At 63.4% G+C, this 26,264-nt stretch carries 25 protein-coding genes; 17 read left to right on the plus strand and 8 right to left on the minus strand.

Features of this window, described 5'->3' with window-relative positions; all coding sequences use genetic code 11:
* Positions 1-2 precede the first annotated feature (2 nt).
* A complete protein-coding gene (locus RCO31_RS20100; protein WP_308970246.1) occupies positions 3-776 on the minus strand; it encodes a crotonase/enoyl-CoA hydratase family protein in 774 nt (257 codons plus the stop codon).
* Positions 777-997: 221 nt separating this feature from the next.
* Here RCO31_RS20100 and RCO31_RS20105 point away from each other — a divergent pair, with 221 nt between their 5' ends.
* On the plus strand, positions 998-1,636 hold the full coding sequence (locus RCO31_RS20105) for a DsbA family protein (RefSeq protein WP_308970247.1): 639 nt from the start codon (positions 998-1,000) through the stop codon (positions 1,634-1,636).
* A 119-nt stretch (positions 1,637-1,755) separates the two neighbouring features.
* On the opposite strand, the gene RCO31_RS20110 is transcribed toward RCO31_RS20105, so the two are convergent.
* Genes RCO31_RS20110 through RCO31_RS20120 form a run of 3 tightly spaced genes read right to left on the minus strand, consistent with a single transcriptional unit; the run spans position 1,756 to position 5,425 of the window.
* Positions 1,756-3,921: a xanthine dehydrogenase family protein molybdopterin-binding subunit gene (locus RCO31_RS20110; protein WP_308970248.1), complete on the minus strand. Its 2,166-nt coding sequence runs from the start codon at positions 3,919-3,921 to the stop codon at positions 1,756-1,758.
* The gene (locus tag RCO31_RS20115) at positions 3,918-4,907 is read right to left on the minus strand and encodes a xanthine dehydrogenase family protein subunit M (protein ID WP_308970249.1); all 990 of its coding nucleotides are present in this window, start codon (positions 4,905-4,907) and stop codon (positions 3,918-3,920) included. The genes RCO31_RS20110 and RCO31_RS20115 overlap by 4 nt, the downstream gene beginning before the upstream one ends.
* A complete protein-coding gene (locus RCO31_RS20120; RefSeq protein ID WP_374991512.1) occupies positions 4,904-5,425 on the minus strand; it encodes a (2Fe-2S)-binding protein in 522 nt (173 codons plus the stop codon). The genes RCO31_RS20115 and RCO31_RS20120 overlap by 4 nt, the downstream gene beginning before the upstream one ends.
* Positions 5,426-5,532: 107 nt before the next feature.
* Between RCO31_RS20120 and RCO31_RS20125 the strand changes: the two genes are divergently transcribed.
* From RCO31_RS20125 to RCO31_RS20140, 4 genes are all read left to right on the plus strand, one after another.
* Entirely contained in the window at positions 5,533-6,327 is a 795-nt protein-coding gene (locus tag RCO31_RS20125) for a helix-turn-helix transcriptional regulator (RefSeq protein WP_374991514.1), read from the plus strand.
* Between the two features lie 118 nt (positions 6,328-6,445).
* On the plus strand, positions 6,446-7,645 hold the full coding sequence (locus RCO31_RS20130; protein ID WP_308970251.1) for an adenylate/guanylate cyclase domain-containing protein: 1,200 nt from the start codon (positions 6,446-6,448) through the stop codon (positions 7,643-7,645).
* A 107-nt stretch (positions 7,646-7,752) separates the two neighbouring features.
* Complete coding sequence (locus RCO31_RS20135; RefSeq protein ID WP_308970252.1) at positions 7,753-8,343, plus strand: GNAT family N-acetyltransferase; 591 nt, start codon at positions 7,753-7,755, stop codon at positions 8,341-8,343.
* A gap of 491 nt (positions 8,344-8,834) precedes the next feature.
* Positions 8,835-9,695: an NmrA family NAD(P)-binding protein gene (locus RCO31_RS20140; protein ID WP_308970253.1), complete on the plus strand. Its 861-nt coding sequence runs from the start codon at positions 8,835-8,837 to the stop codon at positions 9,693-9,695.
* Positions 9,696-9,752: 57 nt separating this feature from the next.
* On the opposite strand, the gene RCO31_RS20145 is transcribed toward RCO31_RS20140, so the two are convergent.
* Complete coding sequence (locus tag RCO31_RS20145; RefSeq protein ID WP_308970254.1) at positions 9,753-11,147, minus strand: cytochrome P450; 1,395 nt, start codon at positions 11,145-11,147, stop codon at positions 9,753-9,755.
* Positions 11,148-11,434: 287 nt separating this feature from the next.
* Between RCO31_RS20145 and RCO31_RS20150 the strand changes: the two genes are divergently transcribed.
* The 7 genes from RCO31_RS20150 (at position 11,435) to RCO31_RS20180 (ending at position 18,883) form a co-directional block, all read left to right on the plus strand.
* Complete coding sequence (locus RCO31_RS20150) at positions 11,435-12,349, plus strand: septal ring lytic transglycosylase RlpA family protein (RefSeq protein WP_308970255.1); 915 nt, start codon at positions 11,435-11,437, stop codon at positions 12,347-12,349.
* 304 nt (positions 12,350-12,653) lie between these two features.
* Entirely contained in the window at positions 12,654-13,943 is a 1,290-nt protein-coding gene (locus RCO31_RS20155; protein ID WP_308970256.1) for a D-alanyl-D-alanine carboxypeptidase family protein, read from the plus strand.
* Entirely contained in the window at positions 13,940-14,629 is a 690-nt protein-coding gene (gene tmk / locus RCO31_RS20160; protein WP_308970257.1) for a dTMP kinase, read from the plus strand. The genes RCO31_RS20155 and tmk overlap by 4 nt, the downstream gene beginning before the upstream one ends.
* Entirely contained in the window at positions 14,626-15,666 is a 1,041-nt protein-coding gene (locus tag RCO31_RS20165) for a DNA polymerase III subunit delta' (RefSeq protein WP_308970258.1), read from the plus strand. The genes tmk and RCO31_RS20165 overlap by 4 nt, the downstream gene beginning before the upstream one ends.
* Before the next feature lie 60 nt (positions 15,667-15,726).
* On the plus strand, positions 15,727-17,292 hold the full coding sequence (gene metG, locus RCO31_RS20170) for a methionine--tRNA ligase (protein ID WP_308970259.1): 1,566 nt from the start codon (positions 15,727-15,729) through the stop codon (positions 17,290-17,292).
* Complete coding sequence (locus RCO31_RS20175) at positions 17,292-18,086, plus strand: TatD family hydrolase (protein WP_308970260.1); 795 nt, start codon at positions 17,292-17,294, stop codon at positions 18,084-18,086. Before metG ends, RCO31_RS20175 begins: the two co-directional genes overlap by 1 nt.
* Entirely contained in the window at positions 18,083-18,883 is an 801-nt protein-coding gene (locus tag RCO31_RS20180; RefSeq protein WP_308970261.1) for an MBL fold metallo-hydrolase, read from the plus strand. The genes RCO31_RS20175 and RCO31_RS20180 overlap by 4 nt, the downstream gene beginning before the upstream one ends.
* Before the next feature lie 36 nt (positions 18,884-18,919).
* On the opposite strand, the gene RCO31_RS20185 is transcribed toward RCO31_RS20180, so the two are convergent.
* A complete protein-coding gene (locus RCO31_RS20185; RefSeq protein ID WP_308970262.1) occupies positions 18,920-20,572 on the minus strand; it encodes an acyl-CoA synthetase in 1,653 nt (550 codons plus the stop codon).
* A gap of 378 nt (positions 20,573-20,950) precedes the next feature.
* Here RCO31_RS20185 and RCO31_RS20190 point away from each other — a divergent pair, with 378 nt between their 5' ends.
* Complete coding sequence (locus RCO31_RS20190; protein WP_308970263.1) at positions 20,951-21,670, plus strand: class I SAM-dependent methyltransferase; 720 nt, start codon at positions 20,951-20,953, stop codon at positions 21,668-21,670.
* Positions 21,671-21,717: 47 nt separating this feature from the next.
* Positions 21,718-22,011 (plus strand): hypothetical protein, encoded by a 294-nt coding sequence (locus RCO31_RS20195; protein ID WP_308970264.1) that lies wholly within the window; start codon positions 21,718-21,720, stop codon positions 22,009-22,011.
* Between the two features lie 72 nt (positions 22,012-22,083).
* Here the strand turns inward: RCO31_RS20195 and RCO31_RS20200 are convergent, their stop codons facing one another.
* Both RCO31_RS20200 and RCO31_RS20205 read right to left on the minus strand, forming a co-directional pair.
* Complete coding sequence (locus tag RCO31_RS20200) at positions 22,084-22,455, minus strand: helix-turn-helix transcriptional regulator (RefSeq protein ID WP_308970265.1); 372 nt, start codon at positions 22,453-22,455, stop codon at positions 22,084-22,086.
* On the minus strand, positions 22,452-23,333 hold the full coding sequence (locus RCO31_RS20205) for a S1C family serine protease (protein WP_308970266.1): 882 nt from the start codon (positions 23,331-23,333) through the stop codon (positions 22,452-22,454). The genes RCO31_RS20200 and RCO31_RS20205 overlap by 4 nt, the downstream gene beginning before the upstream one ends.
* 212 nt (positions 23,334-23,545) lie before the next feature.
* Here RCO31_RS20205 and RCO31_RS20210 point away from each other — a divergent pair, with 212 nt between their 5' ends.
* The 3 genes from RCO31_RS20210 (at position 23,546) to RCO31_RS20220 (ending at position 26,264) form a co-directional block, all read left to right on the plus strand.
* The gene (locus tag RCO31_RS20210) at positions 23,546-24,499 is read left to right on the plus strand and encodes an AraC family transcriptional regulator (protein WP_308970267.1); all 954 of its coding nucleotides are present in this window, start codon (positions 23,546-23,548) and stop codon (positions 24,497-24,499) included.
* Between the two features lie 119 nt (positions 24,500-24,618).
* The gene (locus tag RCO31_RS20215) at positions 24,619-25,284 is read left to right on the plus strand and encodes a 2Fe-2S iron-sulfur cluster-binding protein (protein ID WP_308970268.1); all 666 of its coding nucleotides are present in this window, start codon (positions 24,619-24,621) and stop codon (positions 25,282-25,284) included.
* On the plus strand, positions 25,281-26,264 hold the full coding sequence (locus RCO31_RS20220) for a xanthine dehydrogenase family protein subunit M (RefSeq protein WP_308970269.1): 984 nt from the start codon (positions 25,281-25,283) through the stop codon (positions 26,262-26,264). The genes RCO31_RS20215 and RCO31_RS20220 overlap by 4 nt, the downstream gene beginning before the upstream one ends.

A 26,264-nucleotide genomic window follows, 5' to 3' on the forward strand; every position in this document is an offset into this window, starting at 1 on the left:
GCTCAGTCCTTTCCAACCGAGCCGTGGCGACCGGCTCCCGCCGCAAACCGGCCGGCGCCCGCTTGCGCTTCCTTGCGGCGGGCTTCGAGCGACAGGCTCGCCTCCAGCGCAATCGCCTCCTTCTCGGAGAGATTCCACTGCCGGATCGCCGACATTCGATCCGATCGCATGGCGATCTGCGGAAAGTCTGCGATCTGCCGCGCCAGTTCGACCGCGGCGGGGAGGGCCTGTCCCGTTGCAACGAGACGGTCGGCCAGTCCCATCGCCACCGCCTCGGCGCCTGAGACCTTTCGCGCGGTCAAAAGCATGTCGAGCGCGCGTCCGGCTCCGACGAGCCGCGGCAGCCGAACCGTCGTTCCGTCGCTCATGGGGACGCCCCAGCGCCGTGAAAGCACGGCAAAGGTTGCGTTCTCTTCGGCGATCCGCAAGTCGCAGCGCAGCGCGATGCCCAGGCCGCCGGCGCACGCATAGCCCGCAACGGCGGCGATGACCGGCTTGGACAGGATGTCGTGGCACGGTCCGTCAGGATCACCCGCCCATGGCTTGTATTCGTGTCCGGCCGCGAGTTCCTTCAGATCGGCGCCGGCGCAGAAGTGGCCGCCGGCACCGGTCAGCACGGCGACGGCCTGATCTTCGGCCCGGTCGAAGGCGCGTAGCGCCCAGGTTAACGCCCCGGCCGTCTCGTTATCGAGAGCGTTGCGAACCTCCGGACGATTGATGGTGATGACCGTCACCGGTCCATCGTTCTCCACCAGCAGTTTAGGACTATGCCCCATGTTCGGCGCCTTTTTCGGTTCAACTAATCTTGGGCAGGATCATCCGCTCCGGATTTGCGAGGCTCCAAGCCCTGGCGCCGAGATCGTCGCGACAATCCTGCAATAGTCAACGGCGCTCGCTCACGACAGATTGACTTCCAGTCGCCTCGTTTCCGGCTTTTGTCGCTGGTTCGGTGGCGCCGGCTAAACTGGCGGAATTCTTCAATGAAAAGAACGTTGCAATGAAGAGAAGAGAAATGCTTGCGGGTATCGCCTCGGTCGTGCCGGCGGTCCTGGCCCGATCTGCTGTCATGGCGCAAGAGCAGGCGGACAATCCGATCAGCCGGGATAGCGTGCTCCGCGATCCGGACATTCCGCTGGCGGGCAACCTGGCCGGCGACGTCACCATCGTCGAGTATTTCGACTATCAATGTCCGCACTGCAAGCGGATCGCGCCGATTCTGGCAGATGTCGTCAAGGAAGATGGCCGCATTCGGTTGGTTCTCAAGGACTGGCCGATTTTCGGCGAACTCTCGGTGCAGTCCGCACGACTCGTTCTCGGGGCAAAATTCCAGGGCAAGTTCCACGACGCGTATTACGCGCTGATGGGAACCAGCGGCAAGCTCACTGAAGCGCGCCTCATGGAGACGTTGAAGCAGGCCGGCGTCTCGCTCGAGGAACTGCACGGCGCGCTCGAGACACATGACGAAAAACTCAAGTCGATCCTGAAACGCAATTCGGCGCAGGCCGAAGCGTTTGGCTTCAACGGTACGCCTTCATTTATCGTCGGCACGTTCCGCGTGCCGGGCGTTCCGACCGCAGAGCAGTTCAAGATGATGATCGCCGACGTTCGTGCAGGAAAGGACAAGACCGGTCGCTGAAGGCGTGTCCTTCATCGCGGAAGCCATAGAGCCGGATCGCGGTGGAGAAGGACCGCGATCTGGTTGCCAGTCCGGAAATCCCGGCTTTCGGTCCAGCGGGGCGACGTGAGGCCAGAAGATCAGAGACAATCTTCAATCCGGATCGGCAGCTTGCGGACGCGCTTGCCGATGGCGTCATAGACGGCATTGGCGATTGCCGCCTGGATACCTGCGGTGCCCAACATGCCGATGCCCTTCACGCCGCCGGGTAGGTGCGGATCGGTCTCCTCGATCATGATGATGTCGAACTCCGGCATGTCTGCGTGAACCGGAACGAGATAATCCGTCAACGACTTGCCTATGATGCAGCCCGTCGGACGATCGGTCACCGTTTCCTCATGAAGCGCCATGCCGATGCCACCCACGAGGCCGCCAATATATTGGCCTCTCGCCAACAACGGGTTGACGATCCGCCCGGCGGCAAACGCCCCGCACACGCGGCGCACGCGGATCTCACCGAGTTCAGGGTCGACACCGATCTCGACGAAGATCGCGCCATATCCCATACCGGTGGCCGCAAGCTCCTGATGATTGGTTGCGGGGCTTTCACCTTCCGCCTCAAGACCATCCGGCGCCGCCCGTGCAAGCACGTCGACGAGTGGCTCACCCGCGTTGCTCGTGCGACTGCGGATCGTTTCGTCTCTCAACTCGAGATCCTGCGGCGGCTTGCCGCCGAGCGGGGACGTGGCATCGGCAACGGCGATGCTCGCCAACGTCGCACGTAATTTCGAGGTCGCGACTTCGACGGCAGGAAGTATGCTCGCCGTGACCTGCGAACCACCAGAGAAGGGACCGTCCGGCAACAGAGTGTCGCCGAGTTCCACGGTAACCTTCTCCATCGGCACGCCGAGCGCGTCGGCTGCGATCTGGCCGAGCGCCGTGTAGGTGCCCGACCCCATGTCCTGAGTGCCGCATTGAACAAGAAGCGAACCATCAACGCGCAGAGACACGCGTGCGCGGCACGCCTGGCGGATCGCCGGGTAAAGCGTCGTTGCCATGCCGGAGCCGATCTTCCAGCGACCGACCTTCGTCGCCGATCGAGCGTGGCGATGTGCCCAGCCAAAGCGCTCGGCGCCGGCGCGATAGCATTCGAGCAGGCTGTTGCTGCTCCAGGGCCGCCCGGTTTCCTGATCCTGGTCGGCAAAATTTCGCATGCGCAACTCCAGCGGATCGATTCCGATCAGCTCCGCCGCCTCGTCCATCGCCGACTCGAGTGCAAACGTGCCCGGCGCCGTTCCCGGAGCGCGCATCGGAATCGGGTGAGGCTCATTCGTGGGGACGAGCTGATGACGCGTGCTCACATTGGGGCAGGCGTAGAGCAGGCGAGTGTAGACGGCGGTCGAGTCCGAAAACTCCGCGTGCGTCGACGTTTGTGCGACAACGTCGTGCTCGATCGCGGTCAAGCGGCCCGCAACGAAGCCGAGAGTAAGATCCTGTTCTGTCTGTTGACGCCGCCCAACGAGGGTGAACATCTGGGCGCGAGACAGTTCGAGCCGCACCGGACGGTTCGCCTTGCGCGACGCGAGCATCGCCCAGAACATCCAGGGCCACCAGAGTTGGCCCTTGCACCCGAAGCCGCCACCCAGAAAGCGCGCCAGCACACGAACGTCGGTGGCGGGGATATCGAACGCATGAGCAATGATTGCGCGTGTACCGAAGATTGCCTGGGTGGACGTGTGCACGACGGCTCTGCTGCCCTCCCACCAGCACACGACGGCGTGCGGCTCCATCGGATGATGGTTGTTGACGCCTGTCGTGTATCGATTTCGGATGACAAGTTCAGCTTCACTCAGCGCCTTGGAGGAATCGCCGCGTCGGGTCACGGCCGGAAAACGTCCGACCATCGCGGGTGTATAGGCTGAGCCCGCGGCCTGCCCGATGTCCGTCACGGCAGGCCGGGTCGTGGTCGCGACCTGGATCGCGCGTGCCGCTTCACGAGCCTCCGCCAATGTCCCTGCTGCGACGAGCGCCACAGGCTGGCCGTGAAAGTGGATGGCCTTCTCCCGGATCAATGCAGTTGCTGCCGACGGCTTCAATGAGGCAGCGTCGGCATGCGAAACCATGACGGCGAATCCGGGAAAGGCCGCAGTCCGTGACGTATCGAGGGACAGCAGTTCACCGCAGGCGACGGGCGATTCGATCAAAGTTGCGTGCAGCGTGCCGTCGGGCACGATCTCGCCTTCGTAACGAGCATCGCCCGTGACCTTGAGAATCCCTTCGTAGCGCGCGACCGATCGGGTGTTCACGATCCACCTCTAACCGACTGCAGCGCGCGAACAACCGCGTTGCGCAGCAAGGGAATTTTGAAGGTGTTCTTCTCTAAAGGTCTGGCGCCTTCTATTGCCTGTTCACCGGCAGCGAGGAACGCCGGTTCCGTCGGCGCGCGACCGATGAGGGCCGCTTCACTGCCGCGAAGCCGCCAGGGCAGGGGTGCAATCCCACCTGCCGCCAGTCTCGCCTCCGCGATGAGGCCATCCTCGACCCGGAGCGCGGCGGCGACGGAGACAACCGCGAATTCGAAGGAGGCACGATCCCGGATCTTCAGATAAATCGATCGCGGCGCGAAGCGGGATGCGCGGTGGATACGTATGGCGGTGATCATGTCGCCGGCGGCGAGCGAGGAGTCGGACGCGGCGGTCGCACTCGGAAGCGGATAGAGCTCCTGCAAGGTCAGGCGCCGCTCGCCGATCGTGCTTCTGACCGTGATCTCTGTATCGAACGCGGCAAGCGCGACAGCAAGATCCGAGGCGTGAGTTGCAACGCAGCCTGCAGCAGAGCCAAAGAGCGCCGCGTGGCGGTTCTCGCCATGTCGGGCGCCACAACCGGCACCGGGATCACGTTTATTGCAGGCCAATGCGCGGTCCCGGAAATACGGACATCGCGTCCGCTGCAGCAGATTGCCGCCGACGCTCGCCATATTCCTCACCTGCGCGCTCGCGCTGGCAAGGATGGCTTCGCAGATCATTGGGTGGTGCGTCTTCACATCTGGATGAGCCGAAACGTCGCTCAATCGCGCAAGGGCGCCCAGAACGAGCGTATCGCCGTCACGGGAGATATCGGCGAGGGGCAGGTGTGAGATGTCGACCACGTTCTGAGGCGCTGCAAGCCCGGATTTCCAGAGTTGCAGCAGGTCGGTGCCGCCCGCCAGAAAGGTCGCATTGCACCTTCCGCCTTTCGCGAGCGCATCATCGAGGTCTGTGGCGCGACTGTATTCGAACGAGGAGCCGCTCATCGTCCGGCGACCTCGGCGATCGCTGCAATGATGTTGGTATACGCTCCGCAGCGGCACAGGTTGCCGCTCATGCCTTCACGAATTTCCTCGATGGAGCGGGGGTTTTCCGACAGCAACGCGATGGCGGACAGGATTTGACCCGGCGTGCAGTAACCGCACTGAAGTGCGTCGTGCCGCATGAAGGCGGCTTGCATTGGGTGCAGGCGATCGGCCGATCCGACGCCTTCGATTGTCGTCACGTCTGCTTCGCTGAAGGACGCAGCCAGCGCCAGGCAGGATGCAATGCGGCGGCCTGCGACAAGGACGGTGCACGCGCCGCAGCCGCCCATATCGCACCCCTTCTTGGCGCCGGTCAGGCCTAGCTCGTCCCGGATCACGTCCAGAAGGGTCGCGGTCGGCATGACCTTCAGGTCATATCGTTCTCCGTTGATCGTCATCGCAAGTGCGATGCGCTGTTCGACAATCGGATTTCCCGCGTTTCGTGATCCTGCCGCATCGGTATTCGTATGGGTGCTCATGGCCGCGCTCTGGAATGTTGAGTGCAAATATGGCGGCTTATGGCGCACCTGGAAGGCATGGTATTATCCTAGGATTGCCAGCTCCTATGGAAGAGGCGGCCATGTCGGTGATCGAGAACAGTCGCAGTCAGCTTGGAGATTTCTTGAGGTCGCGCAGGGAGAAGTTGCAGCCTCAGGACGTCGGATTGACCGACGGCCGCAGACGTCGAACCGCAGGACTGAGGCGGGAGGAAGTTGCCGAGCTCGCGGGCATCAGCGTGGATTGGTATGTTCGTCTGGAGCAGGGCCGCTCAGTCAATCCGTCCATCTCGACGATCAACGCGCTGGCCCGTGCGCTCAAGCTCAGCAAGGTCGAACACCTGCACATCAAAAACCTGACGCGCTCCGGCGAACGACGGGGCTTTCAGCCGGAGTCCATTCCGCATTCATTGCAACGGATGATCGACGCAATGAAGCAACCGGCCTATGTGACGGGCCAGAGATGGGATCTCCTCGGCTGGAACAAGGCGGCAAATGACCTTTTCGCGTTCGATCAGCTGGCCGGTGACGAGCGCAACACTCTCATCTCGATGCTGACGCGGCCATCAGCGCGGAAATTGTTCGGTGCTGCCTGGGCCGATCAAGCCAAGCGGCTTGTTGCCGAGTTTCGAGCAACGCATGATCTGTGGGCAGATGATCCTGCGTTTCGTGATCTGCTCCAGAGGGTCCGAAAAGGCTGCCCTGAGTTTTCCGTATGGTGGAAGACCCATGACATCCGGCGCACAGCAGCCGGAATCAAGCGCTTGCATCATCCGAAGAAGGGCGTGCTGTCGTTCGAGCATGCGAGCTTCCAGTCGAACGATGATCCGTCATTGCGAGTTGTCATCTACACGCTCATAAGGCCCCGCCGGCCGAATACCTGAGCTCTGCTGCATAACATCAGATGGTCGAACCTCTCTTTCCGAGGCGCCGTTGACGCCGTCGAGCGGAGACACGACATATCCGGTTCGGTCGACCCAGATCGCTGCTCAGGAGCAAGCCATGAACGCGCCGCCGAATATCGATCCTGTCGCTGCGCACCCTGACAGCGATGTTGTGCGTTGGCTGACAAACGACACCCGCGACGAGCGCTTCATCGACAATATCTTCGCCGAGCTGTGTATCCGGCTCCAGCAGGCCGGCATTCCCGTCAAGCGGGCAACGCTCCATTTCCTGATCCACCACCCGCAATGGCTCGGCGCCCGGATCATGTGGGCGGACGGCATGCGCGAGGCCGAGATCGATTTGGTCGACTACGGCGCCCGGGAGCGCTCCGAATACATCGGCAGTCCCGCCAACGAGATCTACGACGGCGCCGCCGAGGTGCGCGAGAATCTCGAGCGTGATCCGTCGCTCGGCCGCAAGCACGCCCTCTATGACGAGCTGAGGGCGAAAGGCTTGACCGACTATGCGGCGTGGCCGCTGGACCATACGCTCGGCAGGCGTCATGTCGTAACTTTTGCAACCGACCGCGTCGGTGGCTTCGACCAGGCGCACATCGCATCCTTCTTGAGGCTTTTGCCGGTTCTCGCGCTGGTCAGCGAGATCCGTGTCAAGAACAGGCTCGCGCGAACGCTGCTCGAAACCTATGTCGGTTCGCACGCGGGCGATCTCATTCTGGCCGGCGCGACCAGGCGCGGCAGCGGAACGACGGTGCGGGCCGCAATCATGATCTGTGACCTGCGTGACTTCACCAGGATCTCCGATAACTGGCCGCGAGATGACGTCATTGACCTTCTGAACGGCTATTTCGACGCGATGTCGGAGCCGATCGTGCGGCACGGCGGTGAGATACTGAAATTCATCGGCGACGGTCTGCTCGCCATCTTCCCGCTCAGCGAGCCCTCGGCCTGCGCGAATCTGCTGCGTGCCGTGAGTGAGGCCCGCAAGGCCATGATAGCCCTGAACGAAAGGAACGGCGAAACCGGCCGGGTGCCGCTGAACTACGGCATCGGCGTCCATGTCGGAGACGTCATGTACGGCAATATCGGCTCGCGCACGCGGCTCGACTTCACCGTCATCGGTCCTGCGGTCAACCTGGCTTCACGTCTCGAGGCCCTGACCAAGCAACTGGGACGAACGGTGCTGATGTCCCGCGCGTTCGCCGAGATCGTCGAGGACGATTTCGAGCTCGAACGGGTCGGCGAGTATCCGGTGCGCGGCTTCAACGACCCGATCGAGCTGTATGCGTATCACGGCTGAAGGCCGGTCCGTGAAGGGGGTGAACTAAGGTCCGCAAGCGCGTCTCGCGGCGGGTCGTGGGACCGACGGGGCTTGGCGGGCGGTCGGCTGGATGACAGGATGCCGGCATGCTTTCCGATGGCTACGCTGATGTGCCGCCCGGCAAGGTTGCTGCGGTCGTCACCCATCTCGAGATGACGCAACGCCCGCCGCCGCTCGCGGAGCGTGGCGAACGGTGGACGCTGCGCCACGTTGCGGATCCCGACCTCGGCTGGTTTCGCGATCTGTATCGCCGCGTCGGCGAGGAATGGCTCTGGGTATCGCGACTGGCGTTGTCAGATACCGAACTCGCCGCGATCATTCAGGCGCAAGGGGTCGCAATTTATGCGCTCGAGCACGAAGGCCGTGACGAAGGGCTGCTTGAGCTCGACTTTCGTCGCGCGCAGGAATGTGAACTCGTTTTTTTCGGCGTGACGGCGCGGTTGATCGGTACTGGCGCCGGCCGATGGTTGATGAACCGCGCGTTCGAATTGAGCTGGTCGAAACCCATCCGTCGCTTTTGGCTTCATACCTGCACATTCGACCATCCATCGGCGCTGGCGTTCTACCAGCGCGCAGGCTTCAGGCCATTTCGCCGACAGATCGAGGTCACCGACGATCCTCGCCTCGATGGAACGTGCGCGCGCGGAGCGGCGCCACATATCCCAATCATTGCGTGATCGGGCTGTCGCTGCCTCAGGTGCTGACGTCGGCCTTTTACCGGCGACGGCAACGGATTTTGAACCTTCACTAAATTGGCAAGACAGACCTGGAACAGGCGCCCGCCGGCGTGCGTTTGCATTGGCGTTTCAGAATTGGCGGACGAGGGTAATGCCAAGCTCGACGGACGATATGAACCAATGCAATGACAGGTGGTTGTTGTCACTTGTTAATGCAATGGATGAAGTTGAATCGTCGCGGGCCGACGACGTCTGCCGAGGCGCCTCGGCCCCTGTCGGCCTGCTGGCACAGTTGCGAGGCCGCGGCTCGTCCGTAGTCGGTTCGCGTGGCCCGGCGCCGTCGCATTTCCAAACGGTTTGAAGCGACTCTCGCGCCGTCGCCTATTCAACGACAATCCGAAAATTTGATCCGGCTGCGTGGTCGCTGCGCTTCACGGCATGACCGGACGCCGACTGAGCAAGCTCACCGAGATGAACGGTAGGAGACGCCGATGTACGTCATCATGGGTGGGACAGGGCGTGTCGGCTCGGCAACGGCCGAGAGACTGCTCGGCCGCGGTGAGGCGGTGACGATCGTCACCCGCGATGCCGACCGCGCCGGCGCGTGGCGCACGAAAGGCGCCGAGATCGCTGAGGCTGATGTCAACGATGTCGGCTCGCTGCGCGCAGCATTCCAGCGCGGAAGTCGCGCCTTCTTGCTCAATCCGCCGGCACAAACGACTCTGGATACCGACACGATCGAGAGGCGAACGGTCGCCAAGATCCTTGCTGCGCTTGAGGGTTCAGGATTGAAGAAGGTCGTCGCGGAATCAACCGGTGGCGCGCAGCCCGGCGACCGTATCGGCGACCTTAACGTCCTGTGGGAGCTCGAAGAGGGGTTGCGCCGGCAATCAATTCCGGCCGCCATCAACCGTGCAGCCTACTACATGAGCAACTGGGACGGGCTGCTCGACGCTGTCCGCAGCACGGGCAAGCTGCCCACGATGTACGCAGCTGACCTCGCCATCCCGATGGCCGCGCCGCGCGACCTGGGCATGGTGGCAGCCGACAGGTTGTTGTCCTCTGTTGACGATGTCGGCATCCGTTATGTGGAGGGGCCGAGACGGTATTCCTCGGCAGACGTGGCGGAGGCGTTCGCGAAAGCGCTCGGCAGGCCAATCGAAGTCAAGGTGACGCCGCGCGATCAGTGGACGGAAACTTTTCTGAGTCTCGATTTCTCCGAAGCTGCAGCGGCATCGTATGCGCGGATGATCGCTGCTAGCGTTGACGGCGGCTTCGACATGCCTGACGATCCGGTGCGAGGCGTGACCACGCTCGAGGCTTACATCCGCGACCTGGTGGCCCGCTCCTGATAAGACATTACAGACTTGTTTACGCTGCTGTGCTGCGTGGCCTGCCTCGTCCGCGCTTCAGCGACGCATGATCCGAAATTCCGGCGAATGATCCGGCTGGGTCGTGACAATGCCGACCGGCATCACCGGCCGTGTGCTCGTCAGCTCAATCGAAAAGCTGGCAACGATCTTCGCCAGCGCGAGCGTGGCCTCGGTCAGCGCGAACTGGGCGCCGATGCAGACACGCGGACCAACGCCGAACGGCAGGTAGGCGAAACGATCCGGTGGCGGGGCTCCCGGCAGGAAGCGCTCCGGCATGAACGCATTCGGATTTGTCCACAGGCGTTCGTGCCGGTGCAGCAGCCAGGGAGCAATGAAAATGACGTCGCGCTTGTCGACCGCTTCACCGGCGATCGTATCCGGACCAAGTGCGGCGCGTGCGATAAGAAACGCTGGCGGGTAAAGCCGCAGCGCTTCATCGAGCACGGCGCGGGTGAACTTGAGCCGGCTGATATCGAGCTCGCCGGGCAGGTTCGCTCCCTCGGCCTGCGCCTCGGCGGCGAGGTTGTCTTGCGCGACCTGGTCCAGCGATAACAGAAACAGCGACCAGAACAGCGCCGTTGCAGTCGTCTCATGGCCCGCGAGGATCATTGTCGCCACCTGATCTGCGAGCTGCGCATCGGAAAAGACATCGCCGGTCTCAGGATCGCGCGCCGCCACCATCAGGTCGAACAGGTCGCGCGGCGCGCTTTCACTGGCACCCAGCGCGCGACGTTCGGCGATCAGCACGCTCAGGAACTGCGTCCATTCACGTCGAAATGCGCGGCGGGCGAAGTCGCGCGGACTGGGCCAATTGAGAGGGAAGAGCACGTCCAAAAAGTGTGGCTGGGCAAGGTTTTCCCCGTAATTGTTAACAAAGTCGCGAAGTCGCGCACCGTGCCGGTCGAGGGAGAAAGAGAACATCGTGCGCCCGGCGATGTCGAGCGCGAGCCGCTGCATGGCCTCGCGCAGGTCGGCCGGGCCGCCGCACTTGTCCTTGAGCTCCGCCACCATGGTGTCGGTCGCAGCGAGCATGTGCGGCACCAGCATCGACACCGCGCGCGGCGAGAACGCCGGCGCGAGCGTCCGGCGCTGATGCTTCCACGCCTTGCCGTGGGCGAGCAGCAGCCCGTCCTCGCCGAGAATCGGTCGCAGCACGCGAATGCCGACGTGAGTGCGCCCGTAGTTTTCGTAATTGTCGATCAGCACGTGCTTGATCGCATCGGGCGCATTGATCGTGAAGCTTGCTCTGCCCAGGAACGAGCCCTTGACGATATCCTCCTGGTAGGCGCGCTCACCCCAGGTGTCGATCGCGTTCCGGCGCATCGCCGCGATGCGGGCAAAGGTCGACATGCGGGGAGGGGCGAACGCCGGACGCGGCGGGATCAACGGCGGACTATGGCGCGGTGTCTCGAGGGTTTCGGCAAGGCTCATGGTCGCACCTTTCGCCAAGAGAATACCAAGAGAATTGAGATCAAGCCCTTGCTTCTGGCAACCTCTCGTTCACCACCGTCGGCTATGCCCCATTTCCGCCGCCTTCAGCTCGCGATAAAGATGTATCGTGAGGACATAGGCGAACGAAGCAACGTCGTTCTTCGACAGCTCCGGCTGCGAAGGGCGAAGATTGCTCTAGCGGCTATGTGGGTGGCCTCGCGGCTTTGGCAAGAATGCCGTCGGGCAATCGCCAAACATGTGCTTGGGGACGTGGTGCTTTGGGGACGATGGGAATCATTCGGGGGACACGGGTACGCCATGCGGCGCGTTTGGCTGCCGTAGCAGGCACCTGTCTGACGCTCGCCCATTGCGGCTCCGCCAGCAAACTCACCAACAGGCTCGATCCGAAATATGGCGTCGCGGCCAGCCCGCGCGTGGTGCAATCCGGCGAAGCGGTGCCGAAGGGCGGGGGGACGTTCCGCGTCGGCCGTCCATATACGGTTGCCGGTCGCCTGTATGTGCCAGAAGAGGATCAGAACTATCGTGCGGAGGGCCTCGCGTCCTGGTACGGGGATGACTTTCATGGTCGGATGACGGCCAACGGCGAAGTCTTCGACATGACGTCGATTTCGGCTGCGCACCCAACCCTGCCGATGCCGAGCTATGCCCGCGTTACCAATCTCCGCAATGGCAAGTCGCTGATCGTGCGCGTCAACGATCGCGGGCCGTTCCACGCCAACCGTGTCATCGACGTCTCGTATCGCGCGGCCAATTTGCTCGAGTTCGAGCGGCACGGAACCGCGCGCGTTCGCGTCGAATACGTCGGCCGCGCGGCGCTCGACGGTTCGGACGACCGCCAGCTGATGGCGACGTTGCGAACAGGCGAGCCGGCACCGAAACCGTCTGCGGTGATGGTCGCCTCCGCCCGGCCGTTCGTCCCCGCTCTGGTTACGCCCGCGCGGGGAACCGTCCGCGGCGACGTTCCGCTGCCCGAAGGGCGACCCTATACCCTGGGGCATACCAGCGCCGACGTAGCGTCCCTTGGCGCAACCTCGGCAATGTCGGCTTCGCGGCGGCACCAGGCCGGCGCGCGCATGGCCGAACGGGACGAGCCCATGCCGGCAACCCGGCCCGTTTCGGCGTATGCCCCGGTTCGGAACAGCTTTGCGGCCGACCCGATGTCCGGTCGAGGGCTTTACTGACGGGCGCCCGACGCGCACCGCCAGGCCGGGCGTCAGGTAGCGTCCGCACAGCAGCGTGGATGGTCTGTTCCGCGCCCGTCCTCTTTGTTGTTCGCATCGGGACGAACTGGTAAATTCGGCTAGTGCGGTGAATTTGAAATTCCTGCATCATCCAGGGCAAGCTCGTCCCAGGAATTTCAAATTCAAAAACCGTACTAGAAACATAAAGTTGCTAGTGCTCCTTATGTTTCCGAAGTTCGCATGTAGAGTGTGCCGCGAAGTGGTGCGAACTTCGGAAACGGAGCACTAGTCGGGAAATCGGTTCATGCGCACGTCACAGCCGCGCCACAGCAAGGGCACTTCGACGCATTACCGCGGCCTTTGCGCCACGCTGGCGACGCTTGGCGTAGTAGCTGCCTGCGTCATTGGTGCGCAGGCCGCGAACAACAGCATCCAGGGCGGGCAGAAGAAAGAGCAGGGCGGCTTCGACATTCAGGCGCCGTACGCCATCCTGATCGAAGCCGAGAGCGGCAGCGTGCTGTTCGAAAAGAACGCAGACCAGCTGACCGCGCCGTCGAGCATGCTGAAACTGATGACGGCGGAGGTCGTCTTCAACGAACTGAAGAAGGGCACGATCAAGCCCACTGACGAATACGCTGTCAGCGAGTATGCCTGGAGAAAGGGCGGCGCCCCGTCTGGCGGCTCGACCATGTTCGCCGCGCTGAAAAGCCAGATCAAGGTCGAAGACCTCCTGCGCGGGCTCGCGGTCCAGAGCGGCAACGATGCCTGCATCATTCTCGCCGAGGGCATCGCCGGCAGCGAGGGCGCCTTCACCGACATGATGACGAAGCGCGCACGCGAACTGGGGCTGACGCAGTCGACGTTCGGGAATTCCAGCGGCGTCTCGGATCCCGATAACAAGATGTCGGTGCGCGAACTTGCAAAGCTTGCGCTGCACCTCATCAAGAACCGCCCGGAGTTCTATCCAATGTTCTCCGAGCGCGAGTTCACCTGGAACAAGATCAGGCAGACGAACCGCAATCCACTGCTGAACGTCATGCAGGGCGCCGACGGCCTCAAGACCGGTCATACCAAGGAAGGCGGCTATGGCATGGTCGCATCGGTGCTGAGGAAGGATTTGCGGCTGATTGCCGTCGTCAATGGCCTTGATGATCAGGACGCTCGGCTGAATGAAACCAAGAAGCTCCTCGAGTGGGGCTTCCGGAGTTTTGAAATGCGGACGCTGTTCGGAGCCGGGCAGGCGGTGAGTGAAGCCAAGGTTTTCGGCGGTGCGCATTCGTCGGTGGGGCTTGCGAGCCCGAACCCCGTCCGCTTGATGGTCAACCGCAACGGCTCCGAGAAGATCATTGCGAGGATCGTCTACACCGGGCCGGTGCGTGCGCCAGTGCAGGCGGGCCAGCGGATCGGCGTTGTGAAGGTCTGGCGCGGCGACATAATGGTGCTCGAGACGCCGCTTTACGCGGAAACCTCCATCGCCGAGGGCACGATGACACAAACGGCTTTCGATGCTGCCGGCGAGATGGTGCTCGGCCTGTTGCGCACGGGCGTGGAGAAGGCGCTTGCACGAGAGCCGAAGGCGCCCACAGCGCAATGACCGTACCCTCTCCTGGAAAGCGCGGCCGCTTCATCACATTTGAGGGCGGTGAAGGGGCCGGCAAGTCGACCCAGATCCGTCTGCTCGCCGACCACCTCTCAGGCAAGGGCGTCAGCGCCGTCGTAACGCGAGAGCCGGGCGGTTCTCCTGGTGCGGAGATCGTCCGGCATCTGGTCCTTTCCGGTGTCGGCCAGGTCCTTGGCGCAGACAGCGAAGCGCTGCTGTTTGCCGCCGCGCGCGACGATCATGTGCACAACGTCATCACGCCGGCGCTGGAGCAGGGGCTCTGGGTGCTGTGCGACCGCTTCACGGACTCAACGCGCGTCTACCAGGGCAAGCTCGGCTCAACCGACATCAACCTGATCCGCGCCATGGAGCGTGTGACGATCGGCGACCTGAAACCCGATCTGACCATCATTCTCGATGTTCCCACTGAGGTCGGACTCGCGCGCGCGGCCAAGCGGCGCGGCAAGGAGGCGCCGGATCGCTTCGAGGCGGAAGATTTCGGCTTTCACCAACGGCTGCGCGACGCTTATCGACAGGTTGCGGTCGACGAACCCGAGCGCTGCATCCTGATTGACGCGACGACCGAAGTCGACGTGACGGCGAAACACGTCTGGAACGTGGTCCAGCAGCGATTTGTGGAATTGCGCGAAGCGCACCTGCTTGAGACCAACGGCGCATGAGCAAACGTGGCGAGGAGGCGCAGGTCACGGCACGCACGCCGCGTGAAACCGTGTCGCTGTATGGTCACCAGGAGGCCGAGGCGGTATTGCTGGACGCCTATCGCGGCGGCCAATGTCCGCATGCCTGGCTGATTGGCGGACCACACGGCATCGGCAAGGCGACGCTCGTTTTCCGTTTCGCCCGCTTCGTGCTCGCAAACCCTGTTTCTTCGGCGCCCTCCGTCCAGAACGCCATTTCGCTGGGGCTTGATGCATCTCATCCGGTGGCGCGGCACGTTGCGGCCGGTACACATGGCGGCCTGCTGGTGCTGGAGCGAACGTTGAACGATCGCGGCGTGCTGCGGACCGAGATCTCCGTCGATGATGCGCGGGAAACCATCTCTTTTTTCGGCTCGACGTCGTCCGATGACGGATGGCGCGTCTGCATCGTCGATACGGTCGACGAATTGAACGCCAGCTCAGCCAATGCGCTGTTGAAGGTCCTCGAGGAACCGCCGGCGCGTTCGCTGTTCCTGCTTGTCAGCCATGCGCCCGCACGTGTCATCCCGACGATCCAGTCGCGGTGCCGAAAGCTGAATTTGCGCGCGCTCGACGTGAACGACGTCGCCCGTGCGGTGGCGGATGCGACCGGGACGAGCCCTGACGACAGCGCGCTGGCCGAGGCAGCCGACCGCGCGGAGGGGAGCGTTGCGCGCGCGCTGATGTTGCTCGGCGGTGAGACGCTGGGTCTGCAGCACAAGACAGAGGCCTTGTTGAAAGCGCTGCCGCAGCTCGATCCGAAGGGACTGCACGGACTTGGCGACTCCCTGGCGGGCAATGACCGTGCGGTCCTGCTGGCCTTCACCGATACGCTGGAGCGCTGGATGATGGCGCAATTGCGCTCAGGCGGGTCGGGTCGGGATTTGCCCCGTCTTGCGCGCCTGTCCGAGGTGTGGGAGAAGATCAGCCGCGCAGTGCGTGAAACCCAGGAATTCAACTTGGAACGCAAACCGCTGGTTTTTTCGGTGTTCGGAATGCTTGCTGAGGCCATGCGCTGACCGCAGCGCGTTCCTATGTCCGCCTCAGACCCTGCAATTCCGGTAATTTAGTCAAAAGCCATGACAACCGAAAAGACCACGTCCCGTCCGCGCTATTTCGTGACAACACCGATCTTTTATCCGAACGGCGTACCGCACATCGGCCATGCCTATACGGCGATGGTGACGGATGCGATCGCGCGGTTTCAGAGACTTGACGGTTTCGACGTCCATTTCCTGACCGGGACGGACGAGCACGGCTTGAAGATGCAACAGACGGCGATCGCCGAAGGCTTGACGCCGATCGCTCTGGCAGACCGCAATTCCGGGCGCTTTCGGGAGATGATGCAAGCGCTGAACATCTCGTTCGACGACTATATCCGCACCACCGAACCGCGCCACAAGCTGGCGTGCCAGGCCCTGTGGAGCGCGATCGAGAAGAACGGCGACATCTACCTGGACAAGTATGCGGGCTGGTACTCCGTCCGCCAGGAAGCTTATTTCGACGAAAGCGAAACGACGCTCGGCGAGGACGGCGTGCGGCGTGAGCCGTTGGGCTCGCCCGTTGAGTGGACGGAGGAGGAAACCTATTTCTTCCGGCTGTCTGCCTATCAGGACAAGCTGCTCGATCTTTATGCGCGGGTGCCGGATTTCGTGCTGCCGCGTGAGCGGCTGAACGAAGTGGTGAGTTTCGTCAAAGGTGGGCTGCAGGATCTGTCGATCTCACGGACGACCTTCAACTGGGGCGTTCCTGTTCCCGGTGCGCCGGCGCACGTCATGTACGTCTGGATGGATGCACTGACGAACTACATCACCGCTGCGGGCTATCCGGACACGCAGAGCGAAACGTTCCGACGCTATTGGCCGGCAAACCTGCACGTCACCGGCAAGGACATCGTCCGTTTCCATGCGGTCTACTGGCCGGCCTTCCTCATGTCAGCCGGCATCGAGGTGCCACATCGCGTTTTCAGCCACGGCTTCCTCCTCAACCGGGGAGAGAAGATGTCGAAGTCTGTCGGCAACGTCGTCGATCCGTTCGCGATGGCCGAACAGTATGGCGTCGACCAGATGCGCTACTTCTTCATGCGCGAAGTGTCGTTCGGACAGGACGGCAGCTACAACCATGAGGCTATCGTCGCGCGCACCAATGCCGACCTCGCCAACGATCTCGGTAACCTCGCGCAGCGCTCGCTGTCGATGATCGGCAAGCAGTTCGGTGGGGTGCTGCCCGAACCGGCCGCCTTCAGCGCGAGCGACAAGGCGATTCTGGCTCAGGCCGATGGCATGCTGGCGCAGGCGCAGGATGCAATGAAGACGCAGCAACTGCATCAGGCGCTGAACGTGATTTGGTCGGTCGTTGCCGAGGCGAACCGCTATTTCGCGGGCGAGGCGCCGTGGGCGCTCGCCAAGACCGACCCGCCACGTCAGAAGACGGTACTCTACGTGACGGCGGAGGTTATCCGCCAGGTCGGCATTCTTGCGCAGCCGTTCATGCCAGAGTCTGCTGCAAAGCTGCTCGACCTGCTGGCGCTGCCGGCAGACGCGCGCGACTTCGCGTCGCTTAAGGACCGGCTGAAGCCGGGCCGCCAGCTGCCGGCACCGGCACCGGTGTTCCCGCGCTATGTCGAGCGCACGGAGGAGGCGTGATGCTGGTCGACAGCCACTGTCACCTCGACTTTCCGGAGTTTGCCGACGACCTCGACGCGATCGTGGCGCGCGCCGAGGCCGCCGGTATCGGCCGCATCGTCACCATCTCGACTCGCGTGCGGAAGCTTGACGGCTTGCTCGGCATCGCGGCGCGTTTTCCCAACGTCTATTGTTCGGTCGGCACTCACCCGCACCACGCCGACGAGGAAGACGGCATCTCCGCGCAGGAGTTGATCGACCTGACGAAACATCCGAAGGTCGTGGCGCTCGGCGAGGCTGGGCTGGACTACTTCTACAAGCACGGTTCGCCGCAGGCGCAGGAACGGGGCTTTCGCAGCCACATCACGGCAGCCCGCGCGACCGGACTGCCGCTGGTGATCCACACCCGCGACGCTGATGATGACTGCAAGCGCATCCTGGAGGAGGAGGTCGCCCGGGGGCCGTTCAAGGCCGTGCTGCATTGTTACACTGGCGGGCGCGATCTCGCCATGCGTGCGGTCGAGCTCGGGCTGTCGATTTCGTTCACGGGCATCCTGACCTTCAAGAATTCGCAAGCTCTGCGCGATATCGCGGCCGAGCTGCCTGCCGATCGCATTATGGTCGAGACCGACGCGCCGTATCTGGCGCCGGGCAAGCATCGCGGCAAGCGCAACGAACCGTCGTTCGTGGTCGAGACCGCGCGAGTACTGGCCGAGACCCGCGGCGTCTCGCTGGACGAGATCTCGCGCCAGACCAGCGAAAACTTCTTTCGCCTGTTCAGCAAAGTCCCTGCGTCGAGTGCGGCCGCTGCATGAGCGTGATCGTGACTATTCTCGGCTGCGGGTCCTCGGCAGGGGTGCCGCGTCCGGCGCTCGGCTGGGGTGCGTGCGACCCTTCGAATCCGAAGAACCGGCGCCGCCGTTGTTCGATCCTGATCGAGCGCAAGTCATCCTCAGGCATTACGCGCGTGCTGATCGACACGTCGCCGGACCTGCGTGAGCAACTGATCGACGCCAGCGTCGATAGCCTTGATGCGGTCTTCCTGACGCACGAGCACGCCGACCAGCTTCACGGCATGGACGACCTGCGCTCGGTCGTGATGCATATGCGTGCACGCATTCCCGTGTACATGAGCCAGGCCGCCGCCCGCGACGTGCTCTCCCGGTTCGGCTATTGCTTCACGCAGCCGCCTGGCAGCGACTATCCGCCAATCCTGGAACATCGCAGTGTGGAGGCGGGCGAGACGCGGACGATCGAAGGGAAGGGTGGTGCCCTCACCCTGGAGCCGTTCCTGGTCGACCACGGCAACATCCCTGCGCTCGGCTATCGTTTCGCCGGCGCGGCCTATTCGCCCGACATGAACGACATTCCGCGTGAAAGCCTGGGGCGGCTGAAGGACCTCGACGTCTGGATCATCGACGGACTGCGCTACGCGCCGCATCCAAGCCATACCAACGTCGAACAGGCGTTGTCGTGGGTCGAGCTGATGAAACCGCGCCGGGCGGTCATCACCAACATGCACTCGGACCTCGATTACGAAGTGCTGCGGAAGAAGCTGCCCAACGGTGTCGTGCCGGCGTTCGACGGCATGCGGATCGAAGTGGGTGAATAGCGAGCAGGCGAGCACAACTCACCGCTCACTGTGAGCTCACACGCCGCCGATCGCGCTGGCCGACTTTACCTTGTTGCGCAGCTCAAACTTCTGGATCTTGCCAGTGGAGGTCTTCGGCAAGGGACCGAAGACGACGGCCTTCGGCGATTTGAAACCGGGAAGCTCGTTGCGACAGAAGGCGATGATCTCCGCGTCGGTGGCTTTGGCGCCATCCTTCAGTTCGATGAACGCGCAAGGCACCTCGCCCCATTTTTCGTCCGGTTTGGCGACGACGGCAGCGAACAGCACCGCCGGGTGCTTGTAGAGCACGTCCTCGACCTCGACCGACGAGACGTTCTCGCCACCGGAAATGATGATGTCCTTGGAGCGATCCTTGATCATCACATAGCCTTCGGCGTCGAGCACGCCGAGATCACCGGTGTGAAACCAGCCGCCGGCGAAGGCTTCGCGCGTCGCGGACTCGTTCTTCAGATAGCCCTTCATGACGATGTTGCCGCGGAACATGACCTCGCCGATGGTCTCGCCGTCGCGCGGCACTTCTTTCATGGTCTGCGGATCGAGCACCGTGACGTCCTCCTGCAGATGGTAGGCAACGCCCTGGCGACGCTTGAGTTTTGCGCGCTCGGCGGCGGGCAGGTCGTCCCAGCCGGGCTGTTCGGCGCAGACAGAGGCGGGGCCATAGACCTCGGTCAGACCGTAGACGTGCGTCAGCTTGATGCCGATGCCCTCAGCGCCCTGGATCATCGCCACCGGCGGTGAAGCGCCGGCGACCAGCCCGGACACCATGCTTTGCTTGGTCGTGTCGCCACGTGGCGGCGCATTGATCAGCGTCGTATAGACAACCGGCGCGCCGCACATGTGGGTGACGCCGTGCGTCTCGATCAGTTCGAAGATCTTCGCCGGATCGACCTTGCGCAGGCAGACGTTGACGCCGCCGGCGGCAGCGATCGTCCACGGAAAGCACCAGCCGTTGCAATGGAACATCGGCAGCGTCCAGAGGTAGATCGGATGCTGACCAAGGCCGCCTGACAGGATGTTACTGACAGCGTTGAGATAGGCACCGCGATGATGCGTGACGACGCCTTTCGGGTTGCCGGTGGTGCCTGAGGTGTAGCTCAGTGCGATCGCGTCCCATTCGTCGGGCGGCAGCGCCCAGACGAACTCCGGATCGCCCGACGCAAGCATCGCCTCGTATTCGATCTGGCCGATGCGCCGGCCGCCGGAGAACGCCGCATCGTCGACGTCGATCACGAGCGGCTTCGAGCCTTTCATGCGGCTGAGCGCGTCGGTGATGACGGCCGAGAATTCCGGATCGACCAGCAGGATCTTTGCGCCGCCATGCTCCAGCATGAACGCGATTGCGCCGGCATCAAGCCGTGTGTTCAGCGCGTTCAGGACGCCACCGGCCATCGGCACGGCGAAATGAGTCTCGTACATCGCCGGTACGTTCGGCAGGATGGCGGCGACCGTATCGCCGCGACCGATACCTTGGCGCACGAGCCAGGAGGCGAACCGCCGGCAGCGGCTGAGGGTCTCTGCCCAGGTGAAGCGTCGGTTCTCGTAAACGACGCTGGGCAGCTTCGAATAGACATGCGCGGAGCGTTCCAAGAAGCTGACCGGCGACAGCGGCACGAAATTGGCAGGCGTCTTGTCGAGCCCGATGTCGTATTGGCTGACGGCTTGGTCCATGGCGTCCTCGAGCACGATCTTGTTGTGGCTTGACCTCAAGCTATAAGCGCGAAGGCCGCGGCTCGCCAGCACGGCATGTGACCGATGCGTCGGGGCTCGTACCATCGCCATCAGCTTCGGGACCGTCGCAGCTTCACGGCGTAAAGCTTTGCATTTTAACGGCATTCCACCTATAGATAGATATTCCATAATATGTCTTATGCGAATTTGCTATTGGCGTGGCGAGAAAGCCCCCATGGTTCAGCGGCGCCTCTTCGCGTTGCCTCCGAGCACTTCTCGCCCTGGCGGCCTCGTGCGAAAAGCAGCAGCCAACATGCTCTCAACGCGCCGAGGTACGCCCGCTGAGGCCCTCGCGCTTGCTTCATTGGGATGGCGCTGATGGACCTCCGCGAACGCTGGGAAGCCCAAGCCGACGATTGGATTGAGTGGGCGCGCAAGCCCTCGCACGACAGCTACTGGCGCTTCCATCGCGCGCAGTTCCTGCAGTTGCTGCCTCCGCCAGGTCGTCGAACCGTTGATGTCGGCTGCGGTGAAGGCCGCTTCACCCGGGACCTGAAGGCGCTTGGCCATAACGTCGTCGGGATTGATGCCTCTCCGTCCCTCGTTGCCGCCGCCCAGGAACTGGACCCGTCGATGGACATTCGTCTCGCCGACGCTGCCGCGCTTCCGTTGGACGACGCCAGCGTAGATCTGGCGACCGCCTTCATGTCCCTGCACGACATTGACCCGGTCTTCGCTGCCGTTCGCGAGGTGGCACGCGTTCTCGAAACCGGTGGCAAATTCTGTCTGGCGATTGTCCATCCGATCAATTCAGCCGGGCGGTTCGAAACGGCGGCCGCGGATGCCGCGTTTGTCATTGAGGGAGACTATCTGGGGACATGCAGCTACTCCGACGCCGTGGAGCGAGACGGACTTTCAATGACGTTTCACGGGCAGCATCGGCCGATCGAGACGTATTTCCTCGCGCTCGAAGAGGCCGGTCTGCTTGTCGAGGCGCTGCGCGAGCCAAGGGTTCCAGATTGCGCGATCGCCTCGGAAAGCAGCCGACGTTGGCAGCGCCTGCCCCTGTTCTTGCACTTGCGTGCCCGACGCTCATAAGTGCCGGGCTGCACGAGCGATCGTGCGCGCGGGACGAGGGTGGGAAAATGAACCTGCAAGCCTTCAGAGATTCCATTGCGAAATCACAGCCGCCAGCCGGCTTGACGCCCGCTTTGCTGGCCCTGTGGTGGGATGCGAAGGGCGACTGGGACAAGGCGCATGAGCACGCGCAAGCGCGCGATGATACGACGGGCATGCGTGTGCACGCCTATCTTCATCGCAAGGAAGGCGATTATTCAAACGCGGAATATTGGTATCGCCGTTGCGGCGCAGCTCCGTCGATCCTGACGCTCGATGAGGAATGGGAGGAATTGGCGCGCGATCTCCTAGAGCAAGGCTGACGCTTGCCGTGCGACCCTATCGCTCCGCCGCATTCGGCAGCCACCGCCTGCCCGGGCCTCCTATTTCCAGCATCAAAGATGGACGATGCCGCGCCGCATGGCGTTGGCGACCGCATCGGTACGCCCCTCCGCGCCGAGCTTGTCCGCAACAGCTCTGACGTGAAACTTGACGGTGCTTGCGGAGATGCCGAGCCTGCGCGCGATCTCCTTGTTCGAGGCGCCTTCGACCAGCAAGCGGAGGACGTCGTGCTCACGTGGCGTGAGTGAAGCTTCGCGTTCCACGTTGTTCGTCGACCTGACCAGTTTCACGTCGGACGGGTCATTGGCCGCAGCGACAGTAACGCCGGGAACATCGGCGAGCAGCGCCCTCAAGCGCCCGGCGAGCTCGGGCTCGCGGATGTCAATCGCCACGACGATCGGTTGGCTGGTCGTAAGGTCGCTCAAGCTGCGGGCCGCTCCCCGATTGTGATGCGCGCGGCGGACGGATTGCCGGCGCGCAGGATCGACAGCTCGACGACGGTGCCGACGCTGTCAGGCCCCAACGCGCGGCTGATGCTCCGGACGTCGGCAAGCGGCTTGCCGTTCCATGCGACGATGACGTCACCCTGCCGCATGTCCGCGGCAGCTCCGGGTCCGTTCTTCTCAACTCCCATGACGATCGCGCCCGCGCCGCCGCCGACGCGGACCGGCTGAAGTGCGAGCCCGAGATAGCCGCGTGCGATCCGACCATCGGACGCGAGCTTGGCCGCGACCCTGTCGATTGTGGCGGACGGGATTACCAAGGTTCGCTGCGGGCCGCGCACCGCCATGCCGATCGCAAGTCCCGATGCATCAATCGCCACGCCCCCTTCAGCAACGCGCCGAAGCCGCATATCCAGTTCGATCCGTCGGTCGACGTCCCCGCCGCGCATGCTGCGCCAGGGCCCTGCGGAAACCGTTACGAGGCCTGATCCCACCACCGGATCTCCGTTGTCCGAGCCGACGGTGACGACGAGCGACCCTGCTGCGGTCTCCGCGGTCGAGAATGATACTGCACCATGGTCGGCACCATCATCGATGCGAAGGAGGGCAACGTCCGTTGTGTGGTCACGCCCGGCGATGGCTGCGGGTGCAGTCTTGCCGCCCGCGAAAGTAACGATGACCTCCCCCTCGTCCGCCAATGTCTCATCGGCCGTGACGATCAGACCAGAACGCCACACGAAGCCGCTGGCGTGCGACTGGTGCGAATGGACCGACACAACCCCGGGCGCGGCACCGGCGGCCAGTTGTACGATCGCGTCGGAAAATGCCTTGAGGTCGAAGGTCGGATACGGCTGAGACATGGTCGGCTCCTTTCGACGGTCGATAGTTTGCAGCCGCTGCCACGTGTTCGGCTACTGGCCAGATGGTCAGGCTGGAACCGCTGCCTCACACTTCGTTGATTTCGGGCACACTTTCCGACGGATCAGTCTTCGCCTACGTCGTCCGGACAGCAAAGCGTCACAGCAGGTCGTCGCCGTGGCACGACGGTGGCGAGCGCAGGGAGATCGAAGGCATGTCGCTTGAGCCGTTGGTTGGCGAAGGCCGAATTCATGCGCGCGACGTGAAAGCTGAACCGGTTCACACGGTTGCGTGGAACGGTTCGCGTATCGTGTTCGACCATCGGCGATGGGCCTGCGCGGATGCGGACGTGTGTTGGACCTCCGGCCACCACCTCGTCGTCCTGACTGAACGCGGCGAATCCGCGCAGACTCTGGTCCGTGTCGATGGGCGTGTTCGCTATGACGGGCGCGATCAGCCAGGCGCCCTCACCTTTGTGCCGGCGTCGGTCGAACGACGATGCAGCTATCGCGGCGCCGATCTCGTCTATTCGGCGTTGTGGATCGATCCCGCGCTTCAGGAGGCCTTGTGCGCCGGCGAGAACGTCGCCGACCTTCGCACAGACGCTCGCATGTTCGTGAACGGAAACGATGCCGTCATCAGCTCGCTTCTCACATCCATTCGCACTGACATCGCGCAAGAGCGGATCCCCGGTGCCGCCTATATGGAGCACGTTGCAGCGTTGATCCTGCTTCGTCTTGCGATGTTGCGCGGCGCGAGCCCGCAGCCCGCGCGCGGCGGCCGGTTGAGCCGGCGGGCGCTCAATCGCGTGCAGGATTACATCGACGCGAATCTGGACACCGATATCGCCCTCTCGGATCTGGCCGCGGTGGCGAGGTTGCCCGGCGACACCTTTGCGCGCCAGTTCAAGGTGACCACCGGTCGCGCCCCCTACGCTTATGTCATCGAACGGCGTATCCGCCGGGCGGAGCAGCTACTTGCCGATACCGATCACGAGATCGGCGCGATTGCGCTGTCGCTTGGGTTCTCCAGCCAGAGCCACTTTACGACGACGTTCCGGCGCCTCAGCGGCACAACGCCGCGCAATTACCGGACGCAGTTTTGTCCGGAATCCCGGAAGTCCGGCCGGGATCTTGAAAGACAGTTCCCGCCCCCGCCCCCATCATGAACGCCTGACGGCTAGCGCAACAGGCGCGAGCAAAAGCAAGTCCGGGTGCAAGCGTCGCAGTCTTTCGGCCTGTCGCAAGGCGGATCCGAGAGCTGCTGCGCGACGGCGGGAGATGGCGCATGGCGACAGACGACGATCGATCCTCGCTCGCACCGAGCAGGCGGGCCGTGCTCGAAGCTGGCGGCGCAACGACCCTGTTGTTCGCTGCGGGTATTCCCGTTCAGGCTCAGCAAACCTCCGTGCTCCGGGCCGCTGCCGTTCCAGCGCCGACGACGGCCGTCAGGCTCTCCGTCAACGGGCGCGACTATCCGCTGCAACTCGACGCGCGGACGACCCTGCTCGACGCGTTGCGGGAACATTTGCGCCTGACAGGTTCGAAGAAGGGGTGTGATCACGGCCAATGCGGCGCCTGCACGGTGCTCGTAAACGGGCGGCGCATCAACGCCTGCCTGACTCTCGCCGTCATGCATGACGGCGACGAGATTGGCACCGTCGAGGGCCTCGGGGCCGAAGGTAGTCTGCATCCCATACAGGCTGCCTTCGTCACGCGCGATGCCTTCCAGTGCGGCTACTGCACGCCCGGCCAGATCTGTTCTGCAGTCGGCATGTTGCGTGAGGTCGCCGCGGGCTGGCCGAGCCATGCCACCGCCGACGTCGCAACCGAACGGGTTGCCTTGAGCGACGAGGAAATTCGCGAGCGCATGAGCGGCAATATCTGTCGCTGCTCCGCCTATCCGCAGATCGTTGCAGCGATACGGGACGCGGCCGGAGGAACAGGTCTATGAAAAGTTTCACCTACGAGCGAGCCCAGGACATCCGCCAGGCGGTGACGAGCGTGGCGGCGCGGCCCGATGCACGGTTCATCAGCGGAGGCACCAACCTGCTCGATCTCATGAAGCTCGAGATCGAGCAGCCTAAGCATCTGGTGGATATCAGCCGCCTGCCCCTCGATCAGATCGATGAGACGCCCGACGGCGGCCTGCGGGTAGGAGCGCAGGTGCGCAACAGCGATCTTGCCGTGGATCGGCGCGTGCGCAGCCGATATCCCCTGCTCTCGCAGGCCCTGCTCGCGGGCGCGTCGGGCCAACTGCGCAACAAGGCAACGACCGGCGGCAATCTCCTGCAGCGGACTCGCTGCTATTATTTCTATGACCGCAACATGCCTTGCAACAAGCGCGAGCCGGGCTCCGGCTGCTCGGCGCTGCAGGGATTCAATCGCATGCATGCCGTGCTCGGCGGCAGCGAGGCGTGCATCGCCGTGCACCCGTCCGATATGGCGGTCGCGATGACGGCGCTCGATGCGCGCGTTGAAACTCTTGCGCCGGACGGACGCAGCCGAGCAATCCCGATTGGCGAACTGCACCGCCTGCCAGGCACGACGCCGCAGGTGGAGACCAGTCTGCAACGTGGCGAGATGATCACCGCCGTTATCCTGCCACCACCGCCATCGGGCCGGCAGATCTATCGGAAGGTGCGCGATCGTGCCTCGTACGCGTTTGCGCTCGTGTCGGTCGCCGGGATCGTGGACGCGGCGGGTGGTCGCGTGCGTAGCGTTCGTGTTGCCATGGGTGGCGTGGCCCCCAAGCCCTGGCGATCACCCGAAGCCGAAGGCGTCCTGACGGGTGAGGCCGCGACCGACCGCACCTTCACAGCGGCGGCGGAGGCCGCGCTGCAGGGTGCACTCGGTCATGATCATAACGCCTTCAAGATCGCATTGGCGAAGCGAACCCTGCGGCACACGCTCGCCGATGCCGCGCAAGGCTGA

It is taken from the genome of Bradyrhizobium sp. LHD-71 (genome assembly GCF_031157255.1).
Lineage (GTDB): Bacteria > Pseudomonadota > Alphaproteobacteria > Rhizobiales > Xanthobacteraceae > P52-10.

Excerpts from the sequence above, each read along its gene's own strand:
- RCO31_RS20100 (WP_308970246.1), bottom strand. The coding sequence starts at position 776 with ATGGGGCATAGTCCTAAACTGCTGGTGGAGAACGATGGACCGGTGACG.
- RCO31_RS20105 (WP_308970247.1), top strand. The coding sequence starts at position 998 with ATGAAGAGAAGAGAAATGCTTGCGGGTATCGCCTCGGTCGTGCCGGCG.
- RCO31_RS20115 (WP_308970249.1), bottom strand. The coding sequence starts at position 4,907 with ATGAGCGGCTCCTCGTTCGAATACAGTCGCGCCACAGACCTCGATGAT.
- RCO31_RS20120 (WP_374991512.1), bottom strand. The coding sequence starts at position 5,425 with ATGAGCACCCATACGAATACCGATGCGGCAGGATCACGAAACGCGGGA.
- RCO31_RS20130 (WP_308970251.1), top strand. The coding sequence starts at position 6,446 with ATGAACGCGCCGCCGAATATCGATCCTGTCGCTGCGCACCCTGACAGC.
- RCO31_RS20135 (WP_308970252.1), top strand. The coding sequence starts at position 7,753 with ATGCTTTCCGATGGCTACGCTGATGTGCCGCCCGGCAAGGTTGCTGCG.
- RCO31_RS20140 (WP_308970253.1), top strand. The coding sequence starts at position 8,835 with ATGTACGTCATCATGGGTGGGACAGGGCGTGTCGGCTCGGCAACGGCC.
- RCO31_RS20145 (WP_308970254.1), bottom strand. The coding sequence starts at position 11,147 with ATGAGCCTTGCCGAAACCCTCGAGACACCGCGCCATAGTCCGCCGTTG.
- RCO31_RS20150 (WP_308970255.1), top strand. The coding sequence starts at position 11,435 with ATGGGAATCATTCGGGGGACACGGGTACGCCATGCGGCGCGTTTGGCT.
- RCO31_RS20155 (WP_308970256.1), top strand. The coding sequence starts at position 12,654 with ATGCGCACGTCACAGCCGCGCCACAGCAAGGGCACTTCGACGCATTAC.
- tmk (WP_308970257.1), top strand. The coding sequence starts at position 13,940 with ATGACCGTACCCTCTCCTGGAAAGCGCGGCCGCTTCATCACATTTGAG.
- RCO31_RS20165 (WP_308970258.1), top strand. The coding sequence starts at position 14,626 with ATGAGCAAACGTGGCGAGGAGGCGCAGGTCACGGCACGCACGCCGCGT.
- metG (WP_308970259.1), top strand. The coding sequence starts at position 15,727 with ATGACAACCGAAAAGACCACGTCCCGTCCGCGCTATTTCGTGACAACA.
- RCO31_RS20175 (WP_308970260.1), top strand. The coding sequence starts at position 17,292 with ATGCTGGTCGACAGCCACTGTCACCTCGACTTTCCGGAGTTTGCCGAC.
- RCO31_RS20180 (WP_308970261.1), top strand. The coding sequence starts at position 18,083 with ATGAGCGTGATCGTGACTATTCTCGGCTGCGGGTCCTCGGCAGGGGTG.
- RCO31_RS20185 (WP_308970262.1), bottom strand. The coding sequence starts at position 20,572 with ATGGACCAAGCCGTCAGCCAATACGACATCGGGCTCGACAAGACGCCT.
- RCO31_RS20190 (WP_308970263.1), top strand. The coding sequence starts at position 20,951 with ATGGACCTCCGCGAACGCTGGGAAGCCCAAGCCGACGATTGGATTGAG.
- RCO31_RS20195 (WP_308970264.1), top strand. The coding sequence starts at position 21,718 with ATGAACCTGCAAGCCTTCAGAGATTCCATTGCGAAATCACAGCCGCCA.
- RCO31_RS20205 (WP_308970266.1), bottom strand. The coding sequence starts at position 23,333 with ATGTCTCAGCCGTATCCGACCTTCGACCTCAAGGCATTTTCCGACGCG.
- RCO31_RS20210 (WP_308970267.1), top strand. The coding sequence starts at position 23,546 with ATGTCGCTTGAGCCGTTGGTTGGCGAAGGCCGAATTCATGCGCGCGAC.
- RCO31_RS20215 (WP_308970268.1), top strand. The coding sequence starts at position 24,619 with ATGGCGACAGACGACGATCGATCCTCGCTCGCACCGAGCAGGCGGGCC.
- RCO31_RS20220 (WP_308970269.1), top strand. The coding sequence starts at position 25,281 with ATGAAAAGTTTCACCTACGAGCGAGCCCAGGACATCCGCCAGGCGGTG.